Annotated in this window: 21 protein-coding genes; 10 read left to right on the top strand and 11 right to left on the bottom strand. The window is 65.3% G+C overall.

Features of this window, described 5'->3' with window-relative positions:
- Positions 1-61: 61 nt before the first annotated feature.
- Positions 62-706 carry a hypothetical protein gene (locus tag AC3WJU_RS12270; RefSeq protein WP_148667581.1) on the top strand — a complete coding sequence of 215 codons (645 nt, stop codon included), beginning with the start codon at positions 62-64 and terminating at the stop codon, positions 704-706.
- A 26-nt stretch (positions 707-732) separates the two neighbouring features.
- Here the strand turns inward: AC3WJU_RS12270 and AC3WJU_RS12265 are convergent, their stop codons facing one another.
- Positions 733-1,632 (bottom strand): transglycosylase domain-containing protein, encoded by a 900-nt coding sequence (locus tag AC3WJU_RS12265; protein WP_059388934.1) that lies wholly within the window; start codon positions 1,630-1,632, stop codon positions 733-735.
- A gap of 290 nt (positions 1,633-1,922) precedes the next feature.
- Between AC3WJU_RS12265 and AC3WJU_RS12260 the strand changes: the two genes are divergently transcribed.
- Together AC3WJU_RS12260 and AC3WJU_RS12255 are read left to right on the top strand one after the other, a co-directional pair.
- Positions 1,923-2,822 (top strand): diacylglycerol/lipid kinase family protein, encoded by a 900-nt coding sequence (locus AC3WJU_RS12260; protein ID WP_284989128.1) that lies wholly within the window; start codon positions 1,923-1,925, stop codon positions 2,820-2,822.
- Between the two features lie 95 nt (positions 2,823-2,917).
- Positions 2,918-3,184 carry a GlsB/YeaQ/YmgE family stress response membrane protein gene (locus AC3WJU_RS12255; RefSeq protein WP_059388932.1) on the top strand — a complete coding sequence of 89 codons (267 nt, stop codon included), beginning with the start codon at positions 2,918-2,920 and terminating at the stop codon, positions 3,182-3,184.
- Positions 3,185-3,205: 21 nt separating this feature from the next.
- On the opposite strand, the gene AC3WJU_RS12250 is transcribed toward AC3WJU_RS12255, so the two are convergent.
- Positions 3,206-3,505 (bottom strand): muconolactone Delta-isomerase family protein, encoded by a 300-nt coding sequence (locus AC3WJU_RS12250; protein ID WP_307053787.1) that lies wholly within the window; start codon positions 3,503-3,505, stop codon positions 3,206-3,208.
- 152 nt (positions 3,506-3,657) lie between these two features.
- On the opposite strand from AC3WJU_RS12250, the gene AC3WJU_RS12245 reads away from it, so the two are divergent.
- Positions 3,658-4,584: a LysR family transcriptional regulator gene (locus AC3WJU_RS12245; RefSeq protein ID WP_492259980.1), complete on the top strand. Its 927-nt coding sequence runs from the start codon at positions 3,658-3,660 to the stop codon at positions 4,582-4,584.
- A 47-nt stretch (positions 4,585-4,631) separates the two neighbouring features.
- Here the strand turns inward: AC3WJU_RS12245 and AC3WJU_RS12240 are convergent, their stop codons facing one another.
- Genes AC3WJU_RS12240 through AC3WJU_RS12200 form a run of 9 tightly spaced genes read right to left on the bottom strand, consistent with a single transcriptional unit; the run spans position 4,632 to position 14,745 of the window.
- Entirely contained in the window at positions 4,632-5,732 is a 1,101-nt protein-coding gene (locus AC3WJU_RS12240) for an ABC transporter permease (RefSeq protein WP_492259979.1), read from the bottom strand.
- On the bottom strand, positions 5,732-6,841 hold the full coding sequence (locus AC3WJU_RS12235) for an ABC transporter permease (RefSeq protein WP_306960016.1): 1,110 nt from the start codon (positions 6,839-6,841) through the stop codon (positions 5,732-5,734). The genes AC3WJU_RS12240 and AC3WJU_RS12235 overlap by 1 nt, the downstream gene beginning before the upstream one ends.
- On the bottom strand, positions 6,838-7,776 hold the full coding sequence (locus AC3WJU_RS12230) for an ABC transporter ATP-binding protein (protein WP_492259978.1): 939 nt from the start codon (positions 7,774-7,776) through the stop codon (positions 6,838-6,840). The genes AC3WJU_RS12235 and AC3WJU_RS12230 overlap by 4 nt, the downstream gene beginning before the upstream one ends.
- Positions 7,773-9,059, bottom strand: coding sequence for a vWA domain-containing protein (locus AC3WJU_RS12225; RefSeq protein WP_492259977.1), 1,287 nt, complete (start codon positions 9,057-9,059; stop codon positions 7,773-7,775). The genes AC3WJU_RS12230 and AC3WJU_RS12225 overlap by 4 nt, the downstream gene beginning before the upstream one ends.
- Positions 9,052-9,993 carry an AAA family ATPase gene (locus AC3WJU_RS12220; RefSeq protein WP_284989122.1) on the bottom strand — a complete coding sequence of 314 codons (942 nt, stop codon included), beginning with the start codon at positions 9,991-9,993 and terminating at the stop codon, positions 9,052-9,054. Before AC3WJU_RS12220 ends, AC3WJU_RS12225 begins: the two co-directional genes overlap by 8 nt.
- Positions 9,980-10,933: an XdhC family protein gene (locus AC3WJU_RS12215; protein ID WP_441437491.1), complete on the bottom strand. Its 954-nt coding sequence runs from the start codon at positions 10,931-10,933 to the stop codon at positions 9,980-9,982. Before AC3WJU_RS12215 ends, AC3WJU_RS12220 begins: the two co-directional genes overlap by 14 nt.
- A 1-nt stretch (position 10,934) precedes the next feature.
- Positions 10,935-13,328, bottom strand: coding sequence for an aerobic carbon-monoxide dehydrogenase large subunit (locus AC3WJU_RS12210; protein ID WP_492259976.1), 2,394 nt, complete (start codon positions 13,326-13,328; stop codon positions 10,935-10,937).
- Entirely contained in the window at positions 13,325-13,861 is a 537-nt protein-coding gene (locus AC3WJU_RS12205) for a (2Fe-2S)-binding protein (RefSeq protein ID WP_492259975.1), read from the bottom strand. Before AC3WJU_RS12205 ends, AC3WJU_RS12210 begins: the two co-directional genes overlap by 4 nt.
- 5 nt (positions 13,862-13,866) lie before the next feature.
- The gene (locus tag AC3WJU_RS12200) at positions 13,867-14,745 is read right to left on the bottom strand and encodes an FAD binding domain-containing protein (protein WP_476909973.1); all 879 of its coding nucleotides are present in this window, start codon (positions 14,743-14,745) and stop codon (positions 13,867-13,869) included.
- Positions 14,746-14,957: 212 nt separating this feature from the next.
- On the opposite strand from AC3WJU_RS12200, the gene AC3WJU_RS12195 reads away from it, so the two are divergent.
- From AC3WJU_RS12195 to AC3WJU_RS12170, 6 genes are all read left to right on the top strand, one after another.
- Positions 14,958-15,284, top strand: coding sequence for a YciI family protein (locus tag AC3WJU_RS12195; RefSeq protein ID WP_113990748.1), 327 nt, complete (start codon positions 14,958-14,960; stop codon positions 15,282-15,284).
- A gap of 40 nt (positions 15,285-15,324) precedes the next feature.
- Positions 15,325-16,668: an RNA polymerase sigma factor gene (locus AC3WJU_RS12190; protein ID WP_492259974.1), complete on the top strand. Its 1,344-nt coding sequence runs from the start codon at positions 15,325-15,327 to the stop codon at positions 16,666-16,668.
- The gene (locus AC3WJU_RS12185) at positions 16,665-17,003 is read left to right on the top strand and encodes a YciI family protein (protein ID WP_492259973.1); all 339 of its coding nucleotides are present in this window, start codon (positions 16,665-16,667) and stop codon (positions 17,001-17,003) included. The genes AC3WJU_RS12190 and AC3WJU_RS12185 overlap by 4 nt, the downstream gene beginning before the upstream one ends.
- Before the next feature lie 79 nt (positions 17,004-17,082).
- Positions 17,083-17,688 carry a DUF1326 domain-containing protein gene (locus tag AC3WJU_RS12180; protein WP_284989115.1) on the top strand — a complete coding sequence of 202 codons (606 nt, stop codon included), beginning with the start codon at positions 17,083-17,085 and terminating at the stop codon, positions 17,686-17,688.
- Between the two features lie 127 nt (positions 17,689-17,815).
- Positions 17,816-18,115: a transposase gene (locus AC3WJU_RS12175; protein WP_492259972.1), complete on the top strand. Its 300-nt coding sequence runs from the start codon at positions 17,816-17,818 to the stop codon at positions 18,113-18,115.
- Positions 18,116-18,132: 17 nt separating this feature from the next.
- Complete coding sequence (locus tag AC3WJU_RS12170) at positions 18,133-18,819, top strand: IS3 family transposase (protein ID WP_492260013.1); 687 nt, start codon at positions 18,133-18,135, stop codon at positions 18,817-18,819.
- Positions 18,820-18,886 lie beyond the last annotated feature (67 nt).

Below are 18,886 nucleotides of genomic sequence, written 5' to 3'. Positions count from 1 at the left end.
GACGCCTGTCCGGCCTCGCAGCCGATTGCCCGCGAGGCAGGACAGGCGTTGAATGTGCCTTATGGTCGATTGGGTTCTGATCTCCAACCTCGGCACCGCCCTCGGTACGACGGTTCTCGCCGTCGCGACGTTCATCTCCACGAGATCGGCCAACCGATCCGCGCGGCTGGCCGAGCGTGCCCTGCTGAACGGATTGCGCCCGATCCTGCTGCCCTCCAACTGGTCTGACGCGCCGCAGAAAGTGCGGTTCATGGAAGGCAAGTGGATGGTGGTGCGCGGTGGCCACGCCACGCTGGAGATCAGCAGCAACGCCGTGTACCTGTTGATGTCTGTGCGCAATGCCGGTGCAGGAGTGGCGGTCCTGCATGGTTGGCACCTGCCACCGGACGCCAGGGCTCCGCTGGCGCCTGTCGAAGAGTTCCACCGGCTGACCCGGGACATCTACGTGCCTGCCAACGACGCCGGATTCTGCCAGGTTGCGATCCGGGACCCTGAGTCGGCCGACTTCCGCAACGCCACCGCGGGAGCAGCCGGAGAAGGCTTCACGGTCGATGTCCTCTACGGAGACGCCGAAGGCTCGCAGCGCGTTGTGTCCCGCTTCTTCATCACGCCCGGACCCGGCGGAGCGGGCCACGACGACGACGTCGACTGGCTGCTGATGGTCTCGCGCCACTGGAACCTGGACTTGCCAGCGCCGCGCGGCTGAACCCGGGTACGGCGCCGGCCGCGTTCCTAGCCGGCTTCGCTTTGGATCCGGTCCTTCACGCTTTGGGGCATGGTTGAGCACGCGTCGTTGTCGGAGCGCTGGCCGGCATGGCTGTCGGCAGTGTCTGTGATGCCGATCGTTCCAACGGCCGCTTGCCATCCGCCCAGGCCATCGAGTTGCCGGGGGACCCAGACGTTCGCGGCGCCGTTCACAAGGTTCCACACGGCAGGGTTGACGCCTGTGCCAAGGTAGATGCCTCCGTTGGGATCCCGCCTGACCAGATCCGGCAGCGGAAGGACGCCCATCAGCTGGGCCGACTGGTAATCGGACATGTTCCACGGTGGTGTTCCGAAGTAGTACCAGCTTGCGGCGCAGACCCCGTACAGATGGGGACCGAACTGGGCATAGTTCAGGTAGAGCTCCAAGGTGCGCTGAGGGCTCAACGTGTAGCTGAACTGAGTTGCCAGGACGGCTTCAATTCCCTTGCGGACGGCATTCTGGTCGTCCCAAAGGAAAATGTTCTTGACCAACTGCTGGGGGATGGTGGAACCGCTGGGGTCCGGCTTTCCCTGGAAGTACGCCTGCGCCCTCGCCTGGAGGTCTCCGACGTCGAAGGCTCCGCTGCGCGTGCCGAGCTGTTCGTCCTCATGGGCGATGGTCGCCGCCAGCAAGTGCCGGCTCATGTGGTTGATCGAGACGAACTGGTAGACGTTGGGTTCACCCGCTTCCAGCATGTAGGCGGTGCGCGGTGGGGTCACGCCCATGCTGAACATGAAAGCGACGATTTGGACCAGAACAAGCGGGGCGATCAGCGCCAAGAGGAGCTTGCGGCGCCACTTCCCTTTGGATCGTTTGGCCTTCTTGCCATCCGGGGGTACGGGCGGCTGGGCCCGATCCGGCTCTTGCGGCTCCAGCGGGACAGGCACCGGGGAGGTGATGACTTTGGCCCGGGCAGAATAAGGGCGGCCCGCTGAAGGAGGTCTTCCTGGCTGCGGACGCCGAGGCGGGGTCGGTGGTGTTGGAGTGTCCATCGGTCTGCCTTTGCTTCTCGTCCCGCGCGGTTACCCCTGGAAGGGGGGAGAGGATGGCACGAGAGTCTACCGGGCCTTGCTGATTGTTCCGTCCAGCTAAGTTGGCCGGAACCCGGTCCTTAGCGTGCAGGAGAAGATTGTAAGTACACTTACCGAAGTCATCACGAGCGAATATCGGAGCGGCAATGACTTCTGCACGGACCTTTGAATCGATCGTCATTATTTTTAATCCCAACAGCACGGGGGATGCACGCAGGCTGGCTGAGGGTCTCCACAACGAGCTGGAGAATCTTCTCAGCTACACCGCGGACATCAGGCTCCAGCCAACCGCCCATGCTGGCCATGCCGTCGAGCTGGCGCGCGACGCTGTGAGCGGTGGCGGGGATGTGTTGGTGGTTTCCGTCAGTGGTGACGGCGGCTACAACGAGGTTGTCAACGGCGTAATGCAAGGAGGCAACCCCAAGGCGGTGTGCGCGGTGCTGGGGGCGGGCAATGCCAATGATCACAGGCGGAGCACGGGCACCCAGCCGCTCGGGGAGGCGATCGCCGCGGGCAGGGTGCGGAGCATCGATTTGCTGCGCGTGCACACGGGAAAGGGGTCGGGCTCGCCGGGGGAGTACGCGCACTCGTATGTCGGCTTCGGGCTGACCCCGGTAATGGCGATTGACCTGGAAAAGGGCGGCAAGGGCGCCCTGAAGGAAATGGTCTCCGTGATCCGGACCTTCTCGAAGTTCGAGCCTTTCGAAATACGCCTGGCCGACGGCAAGCGCCGCCGTTTGGACAGCCTCGTGCTCGCCAACATTCCTGAGATGGCCAAGTATGCCACGCTCAGCGACGCCGACGACAAGCTCGCTGACGGAAAATTCGAAGTGGTCCTCTTTGCCCACAAGCCAAAGTGGCGGGTCCTCTTGACGGCGCTGCGGGCGGCTACCAAGGGGCTGGGGGACCAGCCCAGCGTGAGCAGCTACTCGTTCACCACCCTCAAGCCCCTGAGCTACCAGATCGACGGTGAAGTGAAATCCGTTGACGCGGACCTGCCGGTCAGGATTGAGTGCGCACCGGCGGCCCTCTCCACCCTGGGATAGGAGGGCGCGGGGCCTTGCCTGCCAGTAAGCATGCTGATTGACTCAGAGGCGAAGCGCCGAACTGGCGCTCGTCTTCGTTGCAAAGGAGATGCACCATGGGACTTCTCGCTTTTCTTCTGCTCGGCCTGATTGCGGGCGCCATCGCAAAGGCCATTCTTCCTGGACGGCAAGGCGGCGGCTTGCTGCTCACCCTCCTTCTAGGAGTTGTCGGGGCGTTTCTTGGTGGTTGGATCGGTTCCCTCGTCTTCGGTGGTGGACTGGGAGACTTCTTCGATCTGAGGACCTGGCTGCTGTCCATCCTGGGGGCCGTCATCGTGCTGCTGATCTTCGGCCTATTCAGAGGACGTCGAAGCAGGGTCTAGACGTGGATGGCCCGCAGATGGTCAGGCCTTCGCCGGCACAGGATCGTTCGGGTGTGGATTCAGTGGCGTGATCTCTACGGTCATCCACACGTGCAACGGGAGCGAGGCAAGGATTTCCTTGAGATCGGCTTCAGTGTCGGCGCTCCAGAGGCCGACAGTACGCCACTCGCCCGGCTCTGTGGGCGGCCGCCACAATCGCAGGAGGTGGCCCATCTGCGCGAGTTCGGCAGCGCGGATAGCCTCGCGATCCTTGGTGGAGTCGACCGTCGATTCCGGCGTTCCATGCGGGACGTTCGTGGTGAGGGTGGTGAGGAATTCCATCGGACTGATTTCTTTTTTGTTGTGTGATTGTTGGCCTGCGGGCGGGTGCCCTTTCTCTGAGTCAACCCGAGTACACGTCTGCGGTCCACGACTTGTATCCGAGCACTGGTAGGCCCCGCCTCCCAGCCGTCATTCCGGCGTACAATCAACCCGTGGAACTCCGGCAGCTCACCTACTTTGTCGCTGTCGCCGAGGAGCTGCATTTCGGTCGAGCCGCAGAGCGGCTCCACATTGCCGGCCCGTCGCTGTCCCAGCAGATCATCAACCTTGAGCGCGAGCTCGGGACTCAGCTCCTCATCCGTGATCGCAGGCATGTCGAGTTGACGCCCGCCGGCAGCGAGTTCCTGACTGACGCCCGCGAGGTGTTGGCCGCTGCCTCGCGAGCGTTCGATCGGGCTCGCAACGGAGACCGACAGTTGCCGCTGCGGCTGGGCTATGTCAGTTGGCTTCCCCCGGGGATCGCGACAATGCCCACCCTTCGGATCCGTATCGACGAGTGGGTCCTGCCATCCCATACCCAAGCGGCGCGGGTGGCCGAAGGCAGCCTCGACCTCGCCATCGCGTGGATTGAGAATGCCGACGTCGTGCGGCAGAACCTGGTGGCCGAGCTCCTAATGTACGAGCGACTGCAGGCGGTCATGCCAGGCGCCCACCACGCGACCCGTCACGACAGCGTGCCAGCAGCCGAGCTCACGGTTCTCGTCGATGTTGACGAAGCGTCCTGGGACTCGTGGAACCGCTATGCGTTGGCCTTCGCGAAGGCCAGCGGGGCGTCCGTCACACACATCGACGACGGTGGCATTACCGGACCGGCATTCTTCGAACATGTGGCCCGCTTGAGGCGGCCAGTGCTGCAATCGCCTAAACGCCATGCGGCGCCGATGCCACCCACCTTGACCCGCCGGCCCGTCACGTCCCCGGTGCCGCTGTGGGCATGGGACTTGCTGCATCGCGCGGATGACACACGGCCTATCGTCACGGGCGCGATCCGAACATTGATCGACGGTGCATCGGCGGCTGGGTGGCGAATCCCCCCGACCGAAACCCACTGGCCCCCAACCACTGAAAAGCAAGCGTGAAACGTTTCGCACACCTAGGTCAAGGGAACTGAGGCAGCCATCGGAGCCTAGTAATCGACGAGCCGCCGCCGGAGGGACACCGTCCCCAAGACGAGTCCGACTGCGGCCGTAGCCAGCAGTACCGCCAGGTCGCGGCCGAGGTTGTCGGTCGATTGGTAGAAGATCGCGGCCTCCAAGGCATCCACGCCATAAAACGTTGGTGTGAAATGCGCTATGGCCTGGATCCAATCCGGCAGGAAGGCTGCAACACTGATTCCTCCGCTGAGGAAAAACAGGTAGATGGAGAGGTTGATGCCTGCCCCGGCAACGGCTGAAAAGCGTCGCAGCGCGCCTCCCAAAGCGGTCCCAAGCCCCGCGGCCGCCAGCGCGATCAATCCGATCGCGGCCAGAGCCGGCAACCAATACCAGCCGGCAGGCCGGAGCACCCCAAAGGCGAACGACAAGGCCAGCACCACCGCCGCCACGAGCATTGTCGTCACCCAGCACGCCAGGATTTTGCCGGCAATCAGTGTCCCGCGGCCAATCGGCGAGAGCAACAGCGCCTTGATGGTCAGGTCTTCGAATTCGCGGGCCGCGGCCAACCCGCCGTTGACGATCCCCATGATCGTGAGAAGGAGCACGAGGATCGGCACGAGCTGGAACTGGACCAGGTCGACGTCGTGCGGCCTCAGGTCCGATTCGGACACGCCGACCATGATCGGAGTGTCCGGCTGGCCGGCATAAAAATTCGTAATAGCGGCTGGCACTGAACGGCGCAGATCGTTGGTGAAGTCGAGGTTCAGGTTGTTGATCTGCACGCTGACGGGGTCGGGCCGCCGGGCCCGGTAGTCGTCGTCGAACGTGGCGGGCACGGTAATGACCGCCGCAACCTGAAGGGTGTCCAGCAGCTCGGTGGCCTCAGAGGGAGTTGCCCGCTGGACGCGGAAGGCGTCCGAGTTCTCAAGGATCGAGACGAGTCTCTGCGCTTGCGGCCCGTTATCCTCGACCACCAGGGCGACCGGGTTCCGGCCGACCGCGCCGGCAACTACGAAGATGATCAGCAGGAACGCGACGGGCGGCAGCAGGCTGGCCAGAATCGCCGACGGCGTGCGAAACCAGGTCAGGATGTCTTTCGCCGCGATAGCGAGCACGGCACGCCCGGACGCCATCAGTGCCTCGCCCCCCGCCGGCTGAACACGAAGGCCGCGAACCCTACGGCCACCACGGTGAAGCCCGCCAGCACGATCGCGTCCACAGTCAGGCCCTGCGGAGCCGTCTGGTAGCCGTGGAAGGCGTGCTGGAAAGCGGCGATGGCATACGTGAGGGGCGATATCGCGGCGATCCCGCCCGGGATGGCACCCAGCCAGTTCGCCGGCCCGAACGGTCCACTCAAGAAAAACAGGGGAAGAACGGCCGCGATGGACAAGGGGATTGCCTGCTGCCTCCGGCGGACCAGCGTCCCGACGAGGACGCCGAGGGCGAGGAACGCCGCCAGTATCAGGAGTCCGAAGCCCAATACTTCGAGGGGATGGAGCGGATTGACTCCGATAAACAGGACCACGACGGCGAGTAGCAGCAGCGCGGACGCCGCCGCGAGGACCGCGGCTCCCAGTACCTTGCCTACCCCGATGGTCAAACGGCTCACAGGCGCCAGTGCGAGTTCCTTGATGGTCCCGAGCTCGTAGTCCCTCGCGGTATTGACGCTGCCTTGTAGTTGGGACGCGAGCATCAAGCCGGCAACCATGATGCTCACGGCGAGGTACGGAATGTAGCCGGTGTCCTGGGCGTGGACGTCGGATTCGCGGGCGGTCACTACTACTTGGTCCGGGAAGGCGTCCGCGTAGAAGGACGTGATGGACAGCGGCACGGCCCGGCGGATGTCGTTGGTGAAGTCGACGTTCAAGTTGTTGACTTCCACGGGAATCTCGATCCGCGCTCGGGCGGCAAGTGCGGCGTCGAACTCTTGCGGCACGGTGACGACGGCGACGATGCTGCCGGAGTGGATCTCGCTCTCCGCTTCGGTCGGGGTTGCGGTGTGGATGATGAACGAATGCGAGCCGTCCATGGCCTGGACGAAGCGTTGCGCGAGCGGTCCGTGGTCGTTCATCACGACGGCGATCGGTGCCTGGCCCCCGCTGATCGCAAAGAGGAGGAAGAGCAGCAGGAAGTTGATCGGGATGAGGACGCCGATGATCGCGAAGAGCGGCTCCCGGAGGGTGAGGCGGATGTCCGTCGCCGCCACGGCCCGTATCACGCGGAGGTCATGGCGGAGGCTCATTCCCGGAGCTCCTTGCCTGTCAGGCTGAGGAAAACCTCGTCGAGGCTCGGCTCGCGGCTCTGGATCTCCTCAAGGCTCGTGGAATCGACGACGGCGGTCACCACCCTGCCGGTGACATCGGAACCGCCTTCCACAGTGACCTTCAGCGAGCCGTCGGATGTAACTGCCGAGACGACGCCGGGGAGCGCGAGGACCTTTTGAACGATGTCTTCCCCAGGCGCCGGATGGGTGCGCATTTCGACCACCGTGTCACCGAAGCTGCGCCGCAGCTTCGACGGCGAATCGAGCGCCACGAGCCGTCCGCGGTCGATGATGGCCAGGCGATCGCACAGGGCGTTCGCTTCCTCAAGGTAGTTGCTGGTGATGAGGACCGTGGTACCGCGGTCCTTAAGTTCGAGGATCCGGTCCCAGAGGGCATGCCTGCTCTGTACATCGACGCCGAGGGTCGGTTCGTCGAAGTAGAGCAATTCCGGTTCGTGGAGCATGGCCCGGACCAATGCCAGCCTTCGCTTCATGCCGCCGGAGAACGTGGCGACGCGGCTCTTCCGGCGCTCCTCCAATTGCGCCAACTCGAGGAGCGCGGTGATCTTCCGCTCGAGACCATGCCTGGGCACGTCGAAGAGATCGGCGTGGAACCGCAGGTTGGCCTCGGCCGTGAGTTCCTCGTACAGGGCGTTCTCCTGCGGTACGGTCCCGAGCGAGCGCCGGATCTGGCGTGGATCCTTCAGCAGATCGATGCCCAGCACCTTGACACGGCCGGAACTTGGGCGGCTGAGGCCGCTGATCATGTTGATGATGGTCGTTTTGCCTGAGCCGTTGGGCCCCAGAAGGCCGAAAATCTCCCCGCGCTCCACCTGCAGGCTGAGATCGTGGACGGCGGTGAGGGAACCGAAACGCTTGGTCACACCTACGAGCTCGATGGCCGTTTCAGTCATACCTTCTCCTGCCCGTGCTGGCGGGTTGCACTGGCCGCCACTCGCGACGGGCGCGACGGGCGCGGCCGCTCGGCGCGAATCGCGGCGGCCGCTTCCGTCAAAGCGGCGTAGTTGTGCCCGCTCACGAAGGCGTCACAATAGGGCAGCGCAGCGGCCATCCCGCCTGCCAAAGGTTGGTAGCCGGTGCCAGCCTTCCTCGGATTAACCCAGACGATCCGGTGCGCAAGGCGTCGCAACCGCGCCATCTGGGCTTCCACCAATTCCGGCGCGTCCTGGGCCCAACCGTCGGAGAGCACCACCACCACCGCGCCCCGGGCCAGCCCGCGGCGTCCATGGCCGTCGATGAAATGCCGGAGGCTCTCCGCCAGCCTGGTGCCACCCGCCCAGTCCGGGGCGGCTGCGGCTCCGAGGGCCAGGGCCTCGTCGGCATTCCGGTTCGAAAGCTGCCGGGTCAGCTTGGTCAACCGGGTGGAAAACACAAACGCCTCGGCCTGGGCACCGGCCACAGCTCCCTGCAACAGGGACAGGAAGACCTGTGTATACGGTTCCATGGACCCGGATATATCGCACAGGAACACCAAGCGGCGCGGACGCGCGCGACGGCGGGAGTAGACCAAGGAGCTTGCGTCGCCGCCGGTGCGCCGGGCCGCGCGGATGGTGCGCCGGAGGTCGAGCTTCGCACCGTTGTGGGCCCATTGGCGTGTCCGACGGCTGCGGCGCTCAGGGGTTGCCAGCACGATGCGCCGCACCAGCTGGCGCACCTGGGCAGTTTCTTCGGGGGTGAGCTCGGCGAACGACTTCGCATGCAGGTGCTCGTCAGCGGAGGCCATGGCCAGGATGGCCTCGAACCCGGGTGCGTTGGATTCGTCGTCGTTCCCTACGCCGGGGACGGCGAGGGGTGCCCGCGACGCCGGGACGTGGCCGTCGGCACGTGCCAGGCGTCGCTCGCTTACAGCGGCCCGGGCGTGCTCCGCCGCGCCGATTGCTGGAGGACTGTTGGCATCACCGCGGGTGTCTGCCGGATCGAGCATCCCGTCAAATGCCGCCGAAAAGACGGCATCGAATGCCGGCAGTTGCTCATGCGAGGAGACGAGCGCCACCCGGCAGGTCCAGTACAGCGGCTCACGCGCAGTAGGAGGAACGATCCGGAGCGCCTGGGCCAGCCAGCCGGCACGGTCCGGGGAACTCGGCAGCCCTGCACGGCGCAGGGCCATGCTGAACCCCACCGCCAAAGCCGCCGCATCGACGCCCGCCAGGCCATCACTCGGCGCGTACTCAGGCATTGCCGCCCGCCACCCATCCTGGGCCGCGGGCCCACGCAAGGTCCAGGTCATCGCGATTCTTCAGGACCGAACCCCAGGTCTGATTCACCGCAACCGGATCCAGCCGGTCGACACCAAGCACAGTGAGGGCGGACACCCAGTCGATTGCCTCCGCGATCCCCGGAGGTTTGGCCAAGTCCAAGGATCGCAGCCTGGTGATTGCAGCTGCGGCATCCAGGGCGAGTGGCTCGGCGCTCCCAGGCACCCTACGGCGAACAATCGCGGCGATCCGCTCCGGCCGGGGGTAGTCAATCCAGTGGTACAGGCAGCGCCGGGTCAATGCGTCGTGCAGGTCCCTGGTCCGGTTGGAGGTCAGGACGACGACGGGCGGGTGCGTGGCGCGGATAGTGCCCAGCTCGGGAATAGTCACGGCGGCTTCGGCCAGCAGCTCGAAGGTGAAGGCCTCGAACTCCGCGTCGGCCCGGTCGATCTCATCCAGTAGCAGGACGGCGGGACGCGGGCCCGGATGCTCGATCGCCTTCAGTAGCGGGCGACGCAGGAGGTACTGTTCCCCGAAGAGGTCGGCCTCCTCCATACGGACGTCCCGGACTTCCGCCAATCGGATGCCCAGGAGCTGGCGTTGATGGTTCCACTCGTAGAGCGCCTCGCCCACGTCGATGCCCTCGTAGCACTGCAAACGATACAGGGGAGTGTCGAGCACCTTCGCCAGTGCCTTCGCCGCCTCGGTCTTCCCGACGCCGGCCTCACCCTCCAGCAGGATGGGTTGCGGCAAGCGGACGGACAGGAACAGTGCGGTCGCCAGTCCGACGTCGGCAAGATAGTCGCCGTCGTCGAGCGCGGACGTGAGCGCGGAAACGTCCGGGACAAGACGCCGCACCTCGTCTTCCGCGCCTGCCCGCACCGGCCCGGAGGTCCGGGGCTCAGGACGCGGCATATCGTTCCGGATCGGCGAGGAAGGCCCTCCTGCATCCAGGGGAACAGAAGTAGTACGTCGTTCCGGCATATTCGGCGTGCAGCGTCGACTCCACGGCCGCGACGCTCATGCCGCAAACGGGATCCACGGCGCTCGCAGGTTCGGCGCTCGCCGGCACCGGATCCGCCGTCGCAGCCTCTACGGTCGCAGCCTCCGGAGTCGTCGTGTCCGCAGTCCGGCCGAGGTGGCGCACGGACACTAGCTCGGCCAAGATCGACAGCGCGATCTCGGCAGGAGTCCGGCCGCCCAGCAGCAGCCCCGCCGGGCTGTGCACGCGCGCACGCTGGCCGTCGTCGACGTCGAGCGAGGCCAGGACGGCGGCGCCGCGCGTGCGGCTTGCGACAAGGGCGACGTACGGCACCCCTAGCCGGAGCGCGGCCTCCAATGCGGGTTCTTCGTCCCGGCCCTGCGACGCGACGATGAGGGCGGCGTCGTCGGCCCGCGGTTCCGCCGTGGCTCCGTCGCTGAGTTCCATGTCCAGGTCGAGGATGGCACCCAAGGCACCCAACGCTTGTGCCACGGGGGTCGCGCCGACCACCACCACCCGGGGAGCGGGCATTTGCGGCTCGAGGAAGATCTCCACGGCGCCGCCGCTGAGGCAGGGGTTTGAAACCTCGACGGCGCCCTCCTCGCGGGTGCGGGACGGTTCACCGGGGACGACGCGCAGCAACAGGGGTTCGTGCTTGGAAAGCGTCTGCAGGCCGTATTCGCGCACGGACGCCTCGACGCACGTGCCACCCAGGAACCCGTCGATGTCCCCGTTGGCCAGCACCAGGGCGGTGTCCCCGGCGTGGGCGCTGGTGGGGTGCTGCGCGCGGACTACCGTGGCACGCACAAACGGTTCCCGGCGCTCCACAAGTTCCTGCACCTTAGCGGCCAAGGCTTCTCCGTGCAGCGGCATGTCACACCGGTGGCCTGGCCCGGCCCTGCATGGCCTCCCACACCCGGGCCGGCGTGCACGGCATATCCATGTGGGTCACTCCATATGGCGTCAAGGCATCCACGATCGCATTGACGATGGCCGGCGGGGACCCGACCGTGGCGGATTCACCAATGCCTTTGGCGCCGATGGGGTGGTGCGGCGATGGCGTGACGGTGAACCCGGTCTCCCAGTCGGGGACTTCCATCGCCGTCGGGATGAGGTAGTCCATGAACGAGCCGCTGAGGCAGTTGCCCTCCTCGTCGAACGCGATGATTTCCATGAGCGCCATCCCGACGCCGTCTGTCAGCCCGCCGTGGACCTGGCCTTCGATGATCATCGGATTGATCCGGGTCCCGCAATCGTCCACCGCGATGAAGCGACGGACCTTGACGTGGCCGGTACCGGCGTCGACGTCCACCACGCAGATATAGGCGCCGAACGGGAACGTCAGGTTGGGAGGGTCATACGTCACCTCCGCGTCGAGGTTACCGTCGATGCCCTCCGGGAGGGCCACCGTGCCGTGGGCGCCGAAGGCGATCTCGGCGATCGTCTTGCCGGCGCTTGGATCGCCCTTGACGAACCAGCGGCCCTTTTCCCACTCGAGGTCCTCGGGCCGGGTCTCAAGCATCGCAGCGGCAATGAACCTCGCCTTGTCCCGTACCTTCCGCGCCACCAGCGCTACCGCGCCGCCGCTGACCGGCGTCGAGCGGCTCCCGTAGGTGCCCAGACCGAAGGGCGTCTGGTCGGTGTCGCCGTGGACGACGTCGATGCTCTCAGGCGGGATGCCAAGTTCCTCCGCCACGATCTGGGCGAACGTGGTTTCGTGGCCCTGCCCCTGGCTTTGCACCGAGATCCTGACGACGGCCTTGCCGGTGGGATGGACGCGGAGTTCCGCGCCGTCGGCCATGCCGAGTCCCACGATGTCAAAATGCTTACGGGGCCCGGCGCCGACGGTCTCAGTGAAGAAGGACACGCCGATGCCCATCAGCTCGCCGCGCTCCCGCTTTTCGAGTTGCTCGCGCCGGAGATCCTCGTACCCGGCCATTTGCATGGACAGCCGCATGGCAGGCTCGTAGTTGCCGGAGTCGTAGATCCAGCCAGTCTTGTTGGCGTAGGGGAACTGCTCGGGTTTGATGAAATTCTTGAGCCGGAGCTCTGCCGGATCCATCTCGAGTTTCCGGGCCAGGATGTCCACCATGCGCTCCACGAGGTAGACCGCTTCCGTCACGCGGAAGGAACAGGCATAGGCGACGCCACCGGGGGCCTTGTTGGTGTAGACACCAGTGACCTTGCAGTAGGCCGCCTTCAGGTCGTAGCTCCCGGTAAAGATGGAGAAGAAGCCGGCCGGGGTCTTGGTGGGCTGTGCGGTCGCGTTGAAGGCGCCGTGGTCTGCCAGCACGCTGGTCCGGACTGCCAGGATCTTGCCTTCCTTGGTGGCTGCGATCTCGCCCTGCATGATGTAGTCGCGGGCGAACGACGTGGACATCAGGTTCTCCGAGCGGTCCTCCACCCATTTCACCGGCTTCCCGGTGACGATCGAGCCGACGACGGCCAGGACATAGCCGGGATAGATGCCCACCTTGTTGCCGAAGCCTCCGCCGATATCGGGGGAGACGATCCGGATCTTGTGCTCCGGAATGCCGGCGACTATCGCATACAGCGTCCGGTGGGCATGCGGGGCCTGGGTCGTTTCGTAGAGGGTCAGCCTGCCGTCGATCGGATCGAAGTCCGCCACGGCGCCGCAGGTTTCCATGGGCGCCGGGTGCACTCGGGGGTACACAACCTCCTGGGCGACGACGACGTCGGCAGCGGCGAACACCGCCTCGGTTTCGGCCGCATCGCCGATCTCCCAGTCGAAGATCCGGTTGTCCGTCCGGCCCTCGATATCGTCGCGGATGACCGGCGCGCCGGGATCGAGGGCGCGGCGGGCATCAATCACCGGAGGCAACATGTCGTATTCGACGTCGATCAGCTCCAAGGCGTCCCGGGCAGCGTAGCGGTCCTCCGCGACCACGAAGGCGACTTCCTGGCCCTGGAAGCGGACCTTGTCCGTGACGAGGACTGCCTGGACGTCCGCGGACAGGGTGGGCGCCCACGCGAGGTTGAGGGCCTGCAGGTCCTTGCCGGTGATGACGGCGAGGACCCCGGGATGCGCCAATGCTTCGGACGTGTCTATGGAAACCAGTCGGGCATGCGCAACGGGAGCGCGCAGAATGGCCCCATGCAGCATGCCGGGCAGCACGATGTCGTCGAGGTAATTGCCCTTGCCGCGGACGAACCGCGGGTCCTCCTTGCGCTGGAGGCGGCCGAACCCGATCGGGCGGCCCGGGTCTCCGGCCGCCGGGTTGGGTGCATGCTCCTGGACGGTGGTCATGCCGTCACCTCTTTTTCGATGGTCCCTCCGGCACCGCCGTCGTCCGCCTGGGCGTCCGTCTCAGCGTCCCAACCGGGCGGGTGGGCTGCGGCCCACTTCACCGAGCGGACGATCGTCGCGTAACCGGTGCACCGGCAAATCTGGCCGGAAATGGCTTGGCGGATCTCGCCGCCGTCGGGATGCGGGTTGCGGTCCAGCAGGGCCCTGGCCGTGAGCATCATGCCTGGAGTGCAGAATCCGCATTGCAGGCCGTGCTCCTCCATGAACCCCTGCTGCACCGGATCGAGCGTGCCATTGACGGCCAGTCCCTCGACGGTCCGAATGTCGTGCCCGTCGGCCATGGCTGCCAGCACGGTGCATGATTTCACCGGTTGTCCGTCCATCAGGACCACGCAGGTTCCGCAGTTGCTCGTGTCGCATCCCCAGTGCGTGCCGGTCAATCCAAGGTTTTCGCGGATGAAGTGGACCAGCAACACGCGGGGTTCGATCTCCCGGGTCACCTTGTCCCCGTTGACCGTCATGCTGACCTGCATTGCTTTCAGCCTTCCTGTGCGCCTGCCGCGCGTGCACAAGCACGGCGCAGGACCCTGCGTGTGAGTTCATCGGCCAAGTGCCGTTTGTAGTCGACCGGCCCGCGCTGGTCGTCCACCGGGTGGCAAGCGGCTGCTGCGATGCGGGCAGCCTCGGCGAACAGGTCTTCCTGCGGCTGCTGTCCGCGGAGCACGGCTTCGGCCTCGGGGATAGTGCCGTCCAGCCCGACCGCCGTCAGCCCGATGGCGGCCTCCTCTACCGTGCCGTCTGCGGAAAGCCCGACGGCGGCCCCGGCCGCGACGACTGCCCAGTCACCCACCCGGCGCTCCACTTTTTCATAGGCGCTGCCCGAGCGCGGGCGGATCGTGAAGCGGACTTCGTACAACAGTTCGTTTTGCGCCACGGCGGTTTCGTAAGGGCCGCGGTGGAAATCCGACATCGCGACGATCCGTTCGCCGTCGGGCCCGCGGATCACGGCCTCGGCGCGCAGGACATCGCAAACGGTAGACAGGTCTTCGGCCGGATCCGCTTGGCAGAGCGAGCCGCCGATCGTTCCACGGTTGCGGACCACAGGGTCCGCGATCACCTGCTCGGCGTCGCGGATTATCGGAAAGAGCTCGGCGACTTCGGCTGACTCGAGGAGCGCCGTGTGGCGGGTTAACGCGCCCACACGCAACTGCTCGCCTTCCCTGCGGATGAATTCCAGTTCCGTCAGGTCGTTGATGTCGATCAGCCACTCCGGACGCGCCAGGCGGAGCTTCATCATCGGCAGCAAGCTGTGCCCGCCGGCGATGATGCGCGACTCGGGACCGTGGCGTTCGAGGAGGGACAGCGCGTTTGCGACGTCGCTCGCGCGCTCATAATCAAATGGAGCCGGAATCTGCATTGTCCACCCCTTAGGGGCCAGACGTCCTGCACCTCGTAGGACGCGGACCTATGATCAGTCTTGCCCGCGTCATTGTGGGTGTCAACATAGTCAAGGGGCAAGATCACAGCCATTTTGACCCGAAAAAGAATTTCCCAGGCAGTGTCCTTTTCGCGACGTCCCGCCCGTCGTCATGGTGTATCAACCGAGAAGAAGGAGTCATCGTGGAGTACATGCTTTTCATTTGCAACGACCCGGCAGCGCCGGAATACGTCGCCGCCGAGGACAATATCGTTGAATGGGTGGCCGAGATGGAAGCCCGCGGCGTAACCCGTCACGGTGACCGGCTGCGTCCCGTCGAGGACGCCACCACCGTCACGGTGCGGGCGGGCGAAGTGGTTGTCTCGGACGGGCCGTTTGCGGAGACGAAAGAGTGGATCGCGGGCTACGACGTCATCGCGTGTGCCGATCTCGATGAGGCCATCGAGGTGGCGTCCAAGCATCCCATGGCACGATTCGGCAAGATCGAGATCAGGCCAGTGTGGCCGCTCGGGCTGTAGCGGTTCGCCCGGCGTCCGGCGTCTTGAGCGGGGAGATGAAATGGCGAGAGAACTGACGGATGCCCGGACCGCCGTCGAGGCTGCCTCCGCCGAGGAGAACGCCCGGATCACCGCAACCCTCATCCGGGTGACGGGAGACTGGAGCCTGGCGGAGGATTGCGTCCAGGACGCGTTCGCAAAGGCATTGGTCGACTGGCCGGAGCACGGCGTTCCGCGGAACCCCGGGGCTTGGCTGACCACAGTGGCGAGGAACAGGGCGATCGATCGCATGCGGAGTGCGGCCAGTGAAAAGAGGGCTGTCCGTGAACTCGCGATCATCGCCCAACTCGAAGGCCTGGGGGATGGGGGCAGCAATGATCCGGGTGCGGAAGACGACCGGCTGCGGCTGATCTTCACCTGTTGCCACCCTGCCCTCCCGCTCGACGCAAGGGTTGCGTTGACGCTGCGCACCGTCGCAGGGCTGACGACGGGTGAGATTGCGCGTGCGTTCCTCGTCTCGGAGGCAACCATGTCAAAGCGGCTGGTCCGCGCACGGGCCAAGATACGTGACGCAGGAATCCCGTATCGGGTACCGCCCCCGGAGCTGAGAGCCGAACGCACGTCCGGGGTCCTGGCGGTGCTCTATCTCATGTTCAACGAAGGCTATTCCGCCACGGGCGGCGATTCCTTGATCCGGGAGTCCCTTGCGCGGGAAGCGATTCGCCTCAACCGCTTGCTCGTTTCGTTGCTTGCCGGTTCACAGCAGGAACCGGAGGCCATGGGCCTCCTCGCGCTCATGCTGTTCCACCATGCCCGGCGAAGCTCTCGAACGGACGCGGCGGGGGACTTGGTGACGTTGGAGGAGCAAGACCGCGAATCGTGGGACCACGCTGAGGTTGCCGAGGCCGTTGCGCTCCTTGCCACTGCCGAACGGCTTGGCATTTCACACCGATCCCGGCCAGGGAGCTACCGTGTCCAGGCCGCTATTGCGGCATGCCATATGACCGCCCGCACCCCAGGAAGTACAGACTTCGCCCGGGTGGCCTCGCTGTACGACTCCCTTGCGCAGATTGCGCCGTCGCCGGTTGTCGAACTCAACCGCGCTGTCGCCGTCGCAATGTCCCAAGGTCCGGAGGCCGGGCTGGCCCTCATCGAGCAACTGGACCGATCCCGCTCGCTCGAGGGGTACTACCTTCTGCCCGCCGCGAAAGCGGACCTCCTGAGGCGGCTCGGCCGAAGGTCGGAGGCGAGGGACGAATACCAGCGGGCCCGCGAACTCGCACCATCCGAGGCGGAACGCCGCTACCTTGGCAAACGCCTGGCGGAGACTGGTTCTGCGTCCTCGTCCTCATCTGAATCCACGCCGAATAGCAATGCGACATCCGCCGTCAAGGAGAAGAAATGAAACATCTCTTGCTGATTCAAAACAATTTCGACGCCTGGAACGCCCTTCCGGAGTCCGAGATCGACGCGATCATGGAGGCGCACACCTCCTTGCAGCAGGAACTCAGGGCCTCCGGAGAATTTGTGGAGGCTCATGAACTCGGTGAAGAAGCGAAGTTCGTGAGAAACAACGGCAGCGGGCCTACGGTGACGGACGGCCCGTTCATCGAGACAAAGGAAATCGTGGCCGGCTACTACGTGGTTGACTGCGTGGACATGGCAAGGGCTGTGGAGATCGCCGGCAAGTTCGGAGAGTCCAGGCTGTGGCCTATCGAGGTACGACCCATGGACCCGTGAGCGATCCGGAGAGCGTTGACACTGTTCCGGGCCGCGAGGAGACTTTTTTCTGGGGATGCCTCGCCGAAAGGAGCCCCAGATGTCGTGGCACGTCGAGGGTACGTATTTTGAGAATTGCAACTGCGACATGGTCTGCCCGTGTTCCACTTCAGGGCTGACCGCACCGGCGGATAACGATCGATGCAACGTGGCCCTGGCCTTTCATGTGGACACAGGTGAGGTAAACGGCGTCGACGTCGGTGGCCTGACGGTCTGCGTCGTCGCCGATACGCCTGCCCTCATGAGCGACGGGGGATGGAAACTCGGCGTGCTGATGGACGCCGCCGCCTCACCCGAGCAAGCCGAAGCGCTCGGCGCTGTTTTCGGTGGCCAGCTCGGCGGACCAATGGAGGGCCTCACACCCCTGATCGGTGAAATGGCGGGAATGGAATCCCTGGAAATCGCCTACACCGAAGACGGTCGTTCGCACCAGGTCCGCGTCGGCAGTGCCGTCGACTTGGCCGTTGAGGACTTCGTGTCTCCGATGGATGCCACAGGGCTGGGAGTGAAAGTCAGCGGGGTAGGATTCCCGGCGGACACCTTGGCCGCGGGCACAGCCAGCACGGCCCGCGTGGACGTGTTCGGGATGACCTGGGACAACGCCGGAAAGAACTCCTTCTCCGCTCCCTTTGCCTGGTCGGCCTAGGTGCCGCTTCCTGGACGCTCGCTCGCTTATACGGTCAAATTCCACGACGCTCGCTCTGATATGTCGTCAAATTCCGGGTGCGGCCGTATGGTTTTGTGAGACAGCTTGATGGGAGCCTCAGTTTCAGATGACCACCCGCAGAAAGACATACGACGCCGCGTTCCGGGAGGAATCGGTTCGACTGGTTTTGTCTTCGGACCGGCCGGTGAAGCAGATCGCGCAGGAGATCGGGGTGAAGGAAAGCACGCTGGGAAACTGGGTACACAAGTCCCGGGACAAGCAACCAGACACCCCTGCCCAGCCCGAGGACCGGGGCCCGGTGGCGTGGGATGAACACCAGAAAGCGCTGGCCGAAAACGCCAGGTTGAAGGCCGAGGTCGAGTTCCTGGGAAAAGTCAGCGCCTTCTTTGCCGCGAAGCAAAAGTAGAGGACTTCTACGAATTCATCGAAGCGGAGAAGGCCAACCATCCCGTGGTGTGGCTGTGCCGGAAATTGAACGTCTCCCGGGCCTCCTATTACCGGTGGCGCAAACCTGCCGGCCCTTCACCGCGCACCGTGCGGCACGGGGAGCTGGTCACCGCGGTCACCAAGCTCTACACGAAGGAGTCCGGGCGTGCCGGGCGGGACCAGCTGACCCGGCTCCTGAACGCGGCCGGGACCAAGGTCTCCGCCCCGACCGTGGGGGCCATCATGCGCGAGCACGGCCTGCGGGCCATCCGCACCCAGGCCTGGAAAAAGACCACGCTCCAGGACCCGCAGGCCAAGACCGCCCACATCCAGAACCACATGCTCGATGACCAGGGCAGGCGCGACTTCACCTCCGCGGTGCCCGGGACCCGGCTGGTCGGGGACATCACCTACCTGCGCACCGGCGAGGGCTGGCTCTACCTGGCCACGGTCATCGACCTGTTCTCCGGGATGGTCATCGGCTGGGCCATGGCCGAACACATGCGCGCCAGCCTGTGCACCGCGGCCCTGCGGATGGCCCGGAACCACGGCCACCTCATCGGCGGCCCAGTCGTCTTCCACTCCGACCGGGGCACGTCCAGTACACCTCGGAGGAATTCCAACGATGGTGCGCCCAGAACGGGGTCACCCAGTCCATGGGCAAGGTGGGGGTGTCCCTCTTAACCGGCTAATGCGGTCGTTTCTGCAGGTCGGCGACACGCCATGCCATGGGACTTTCCTTGTGAGCTGG

The organism is Arthrobacter sp. FW306-1B-F12A (assembly GCF_058781865.1).
The sequence above is the reverse complement of the archived record's forward strand: the minus strand, read 5'-3'. Positions and strand labels throughout refer to the sequence as shown.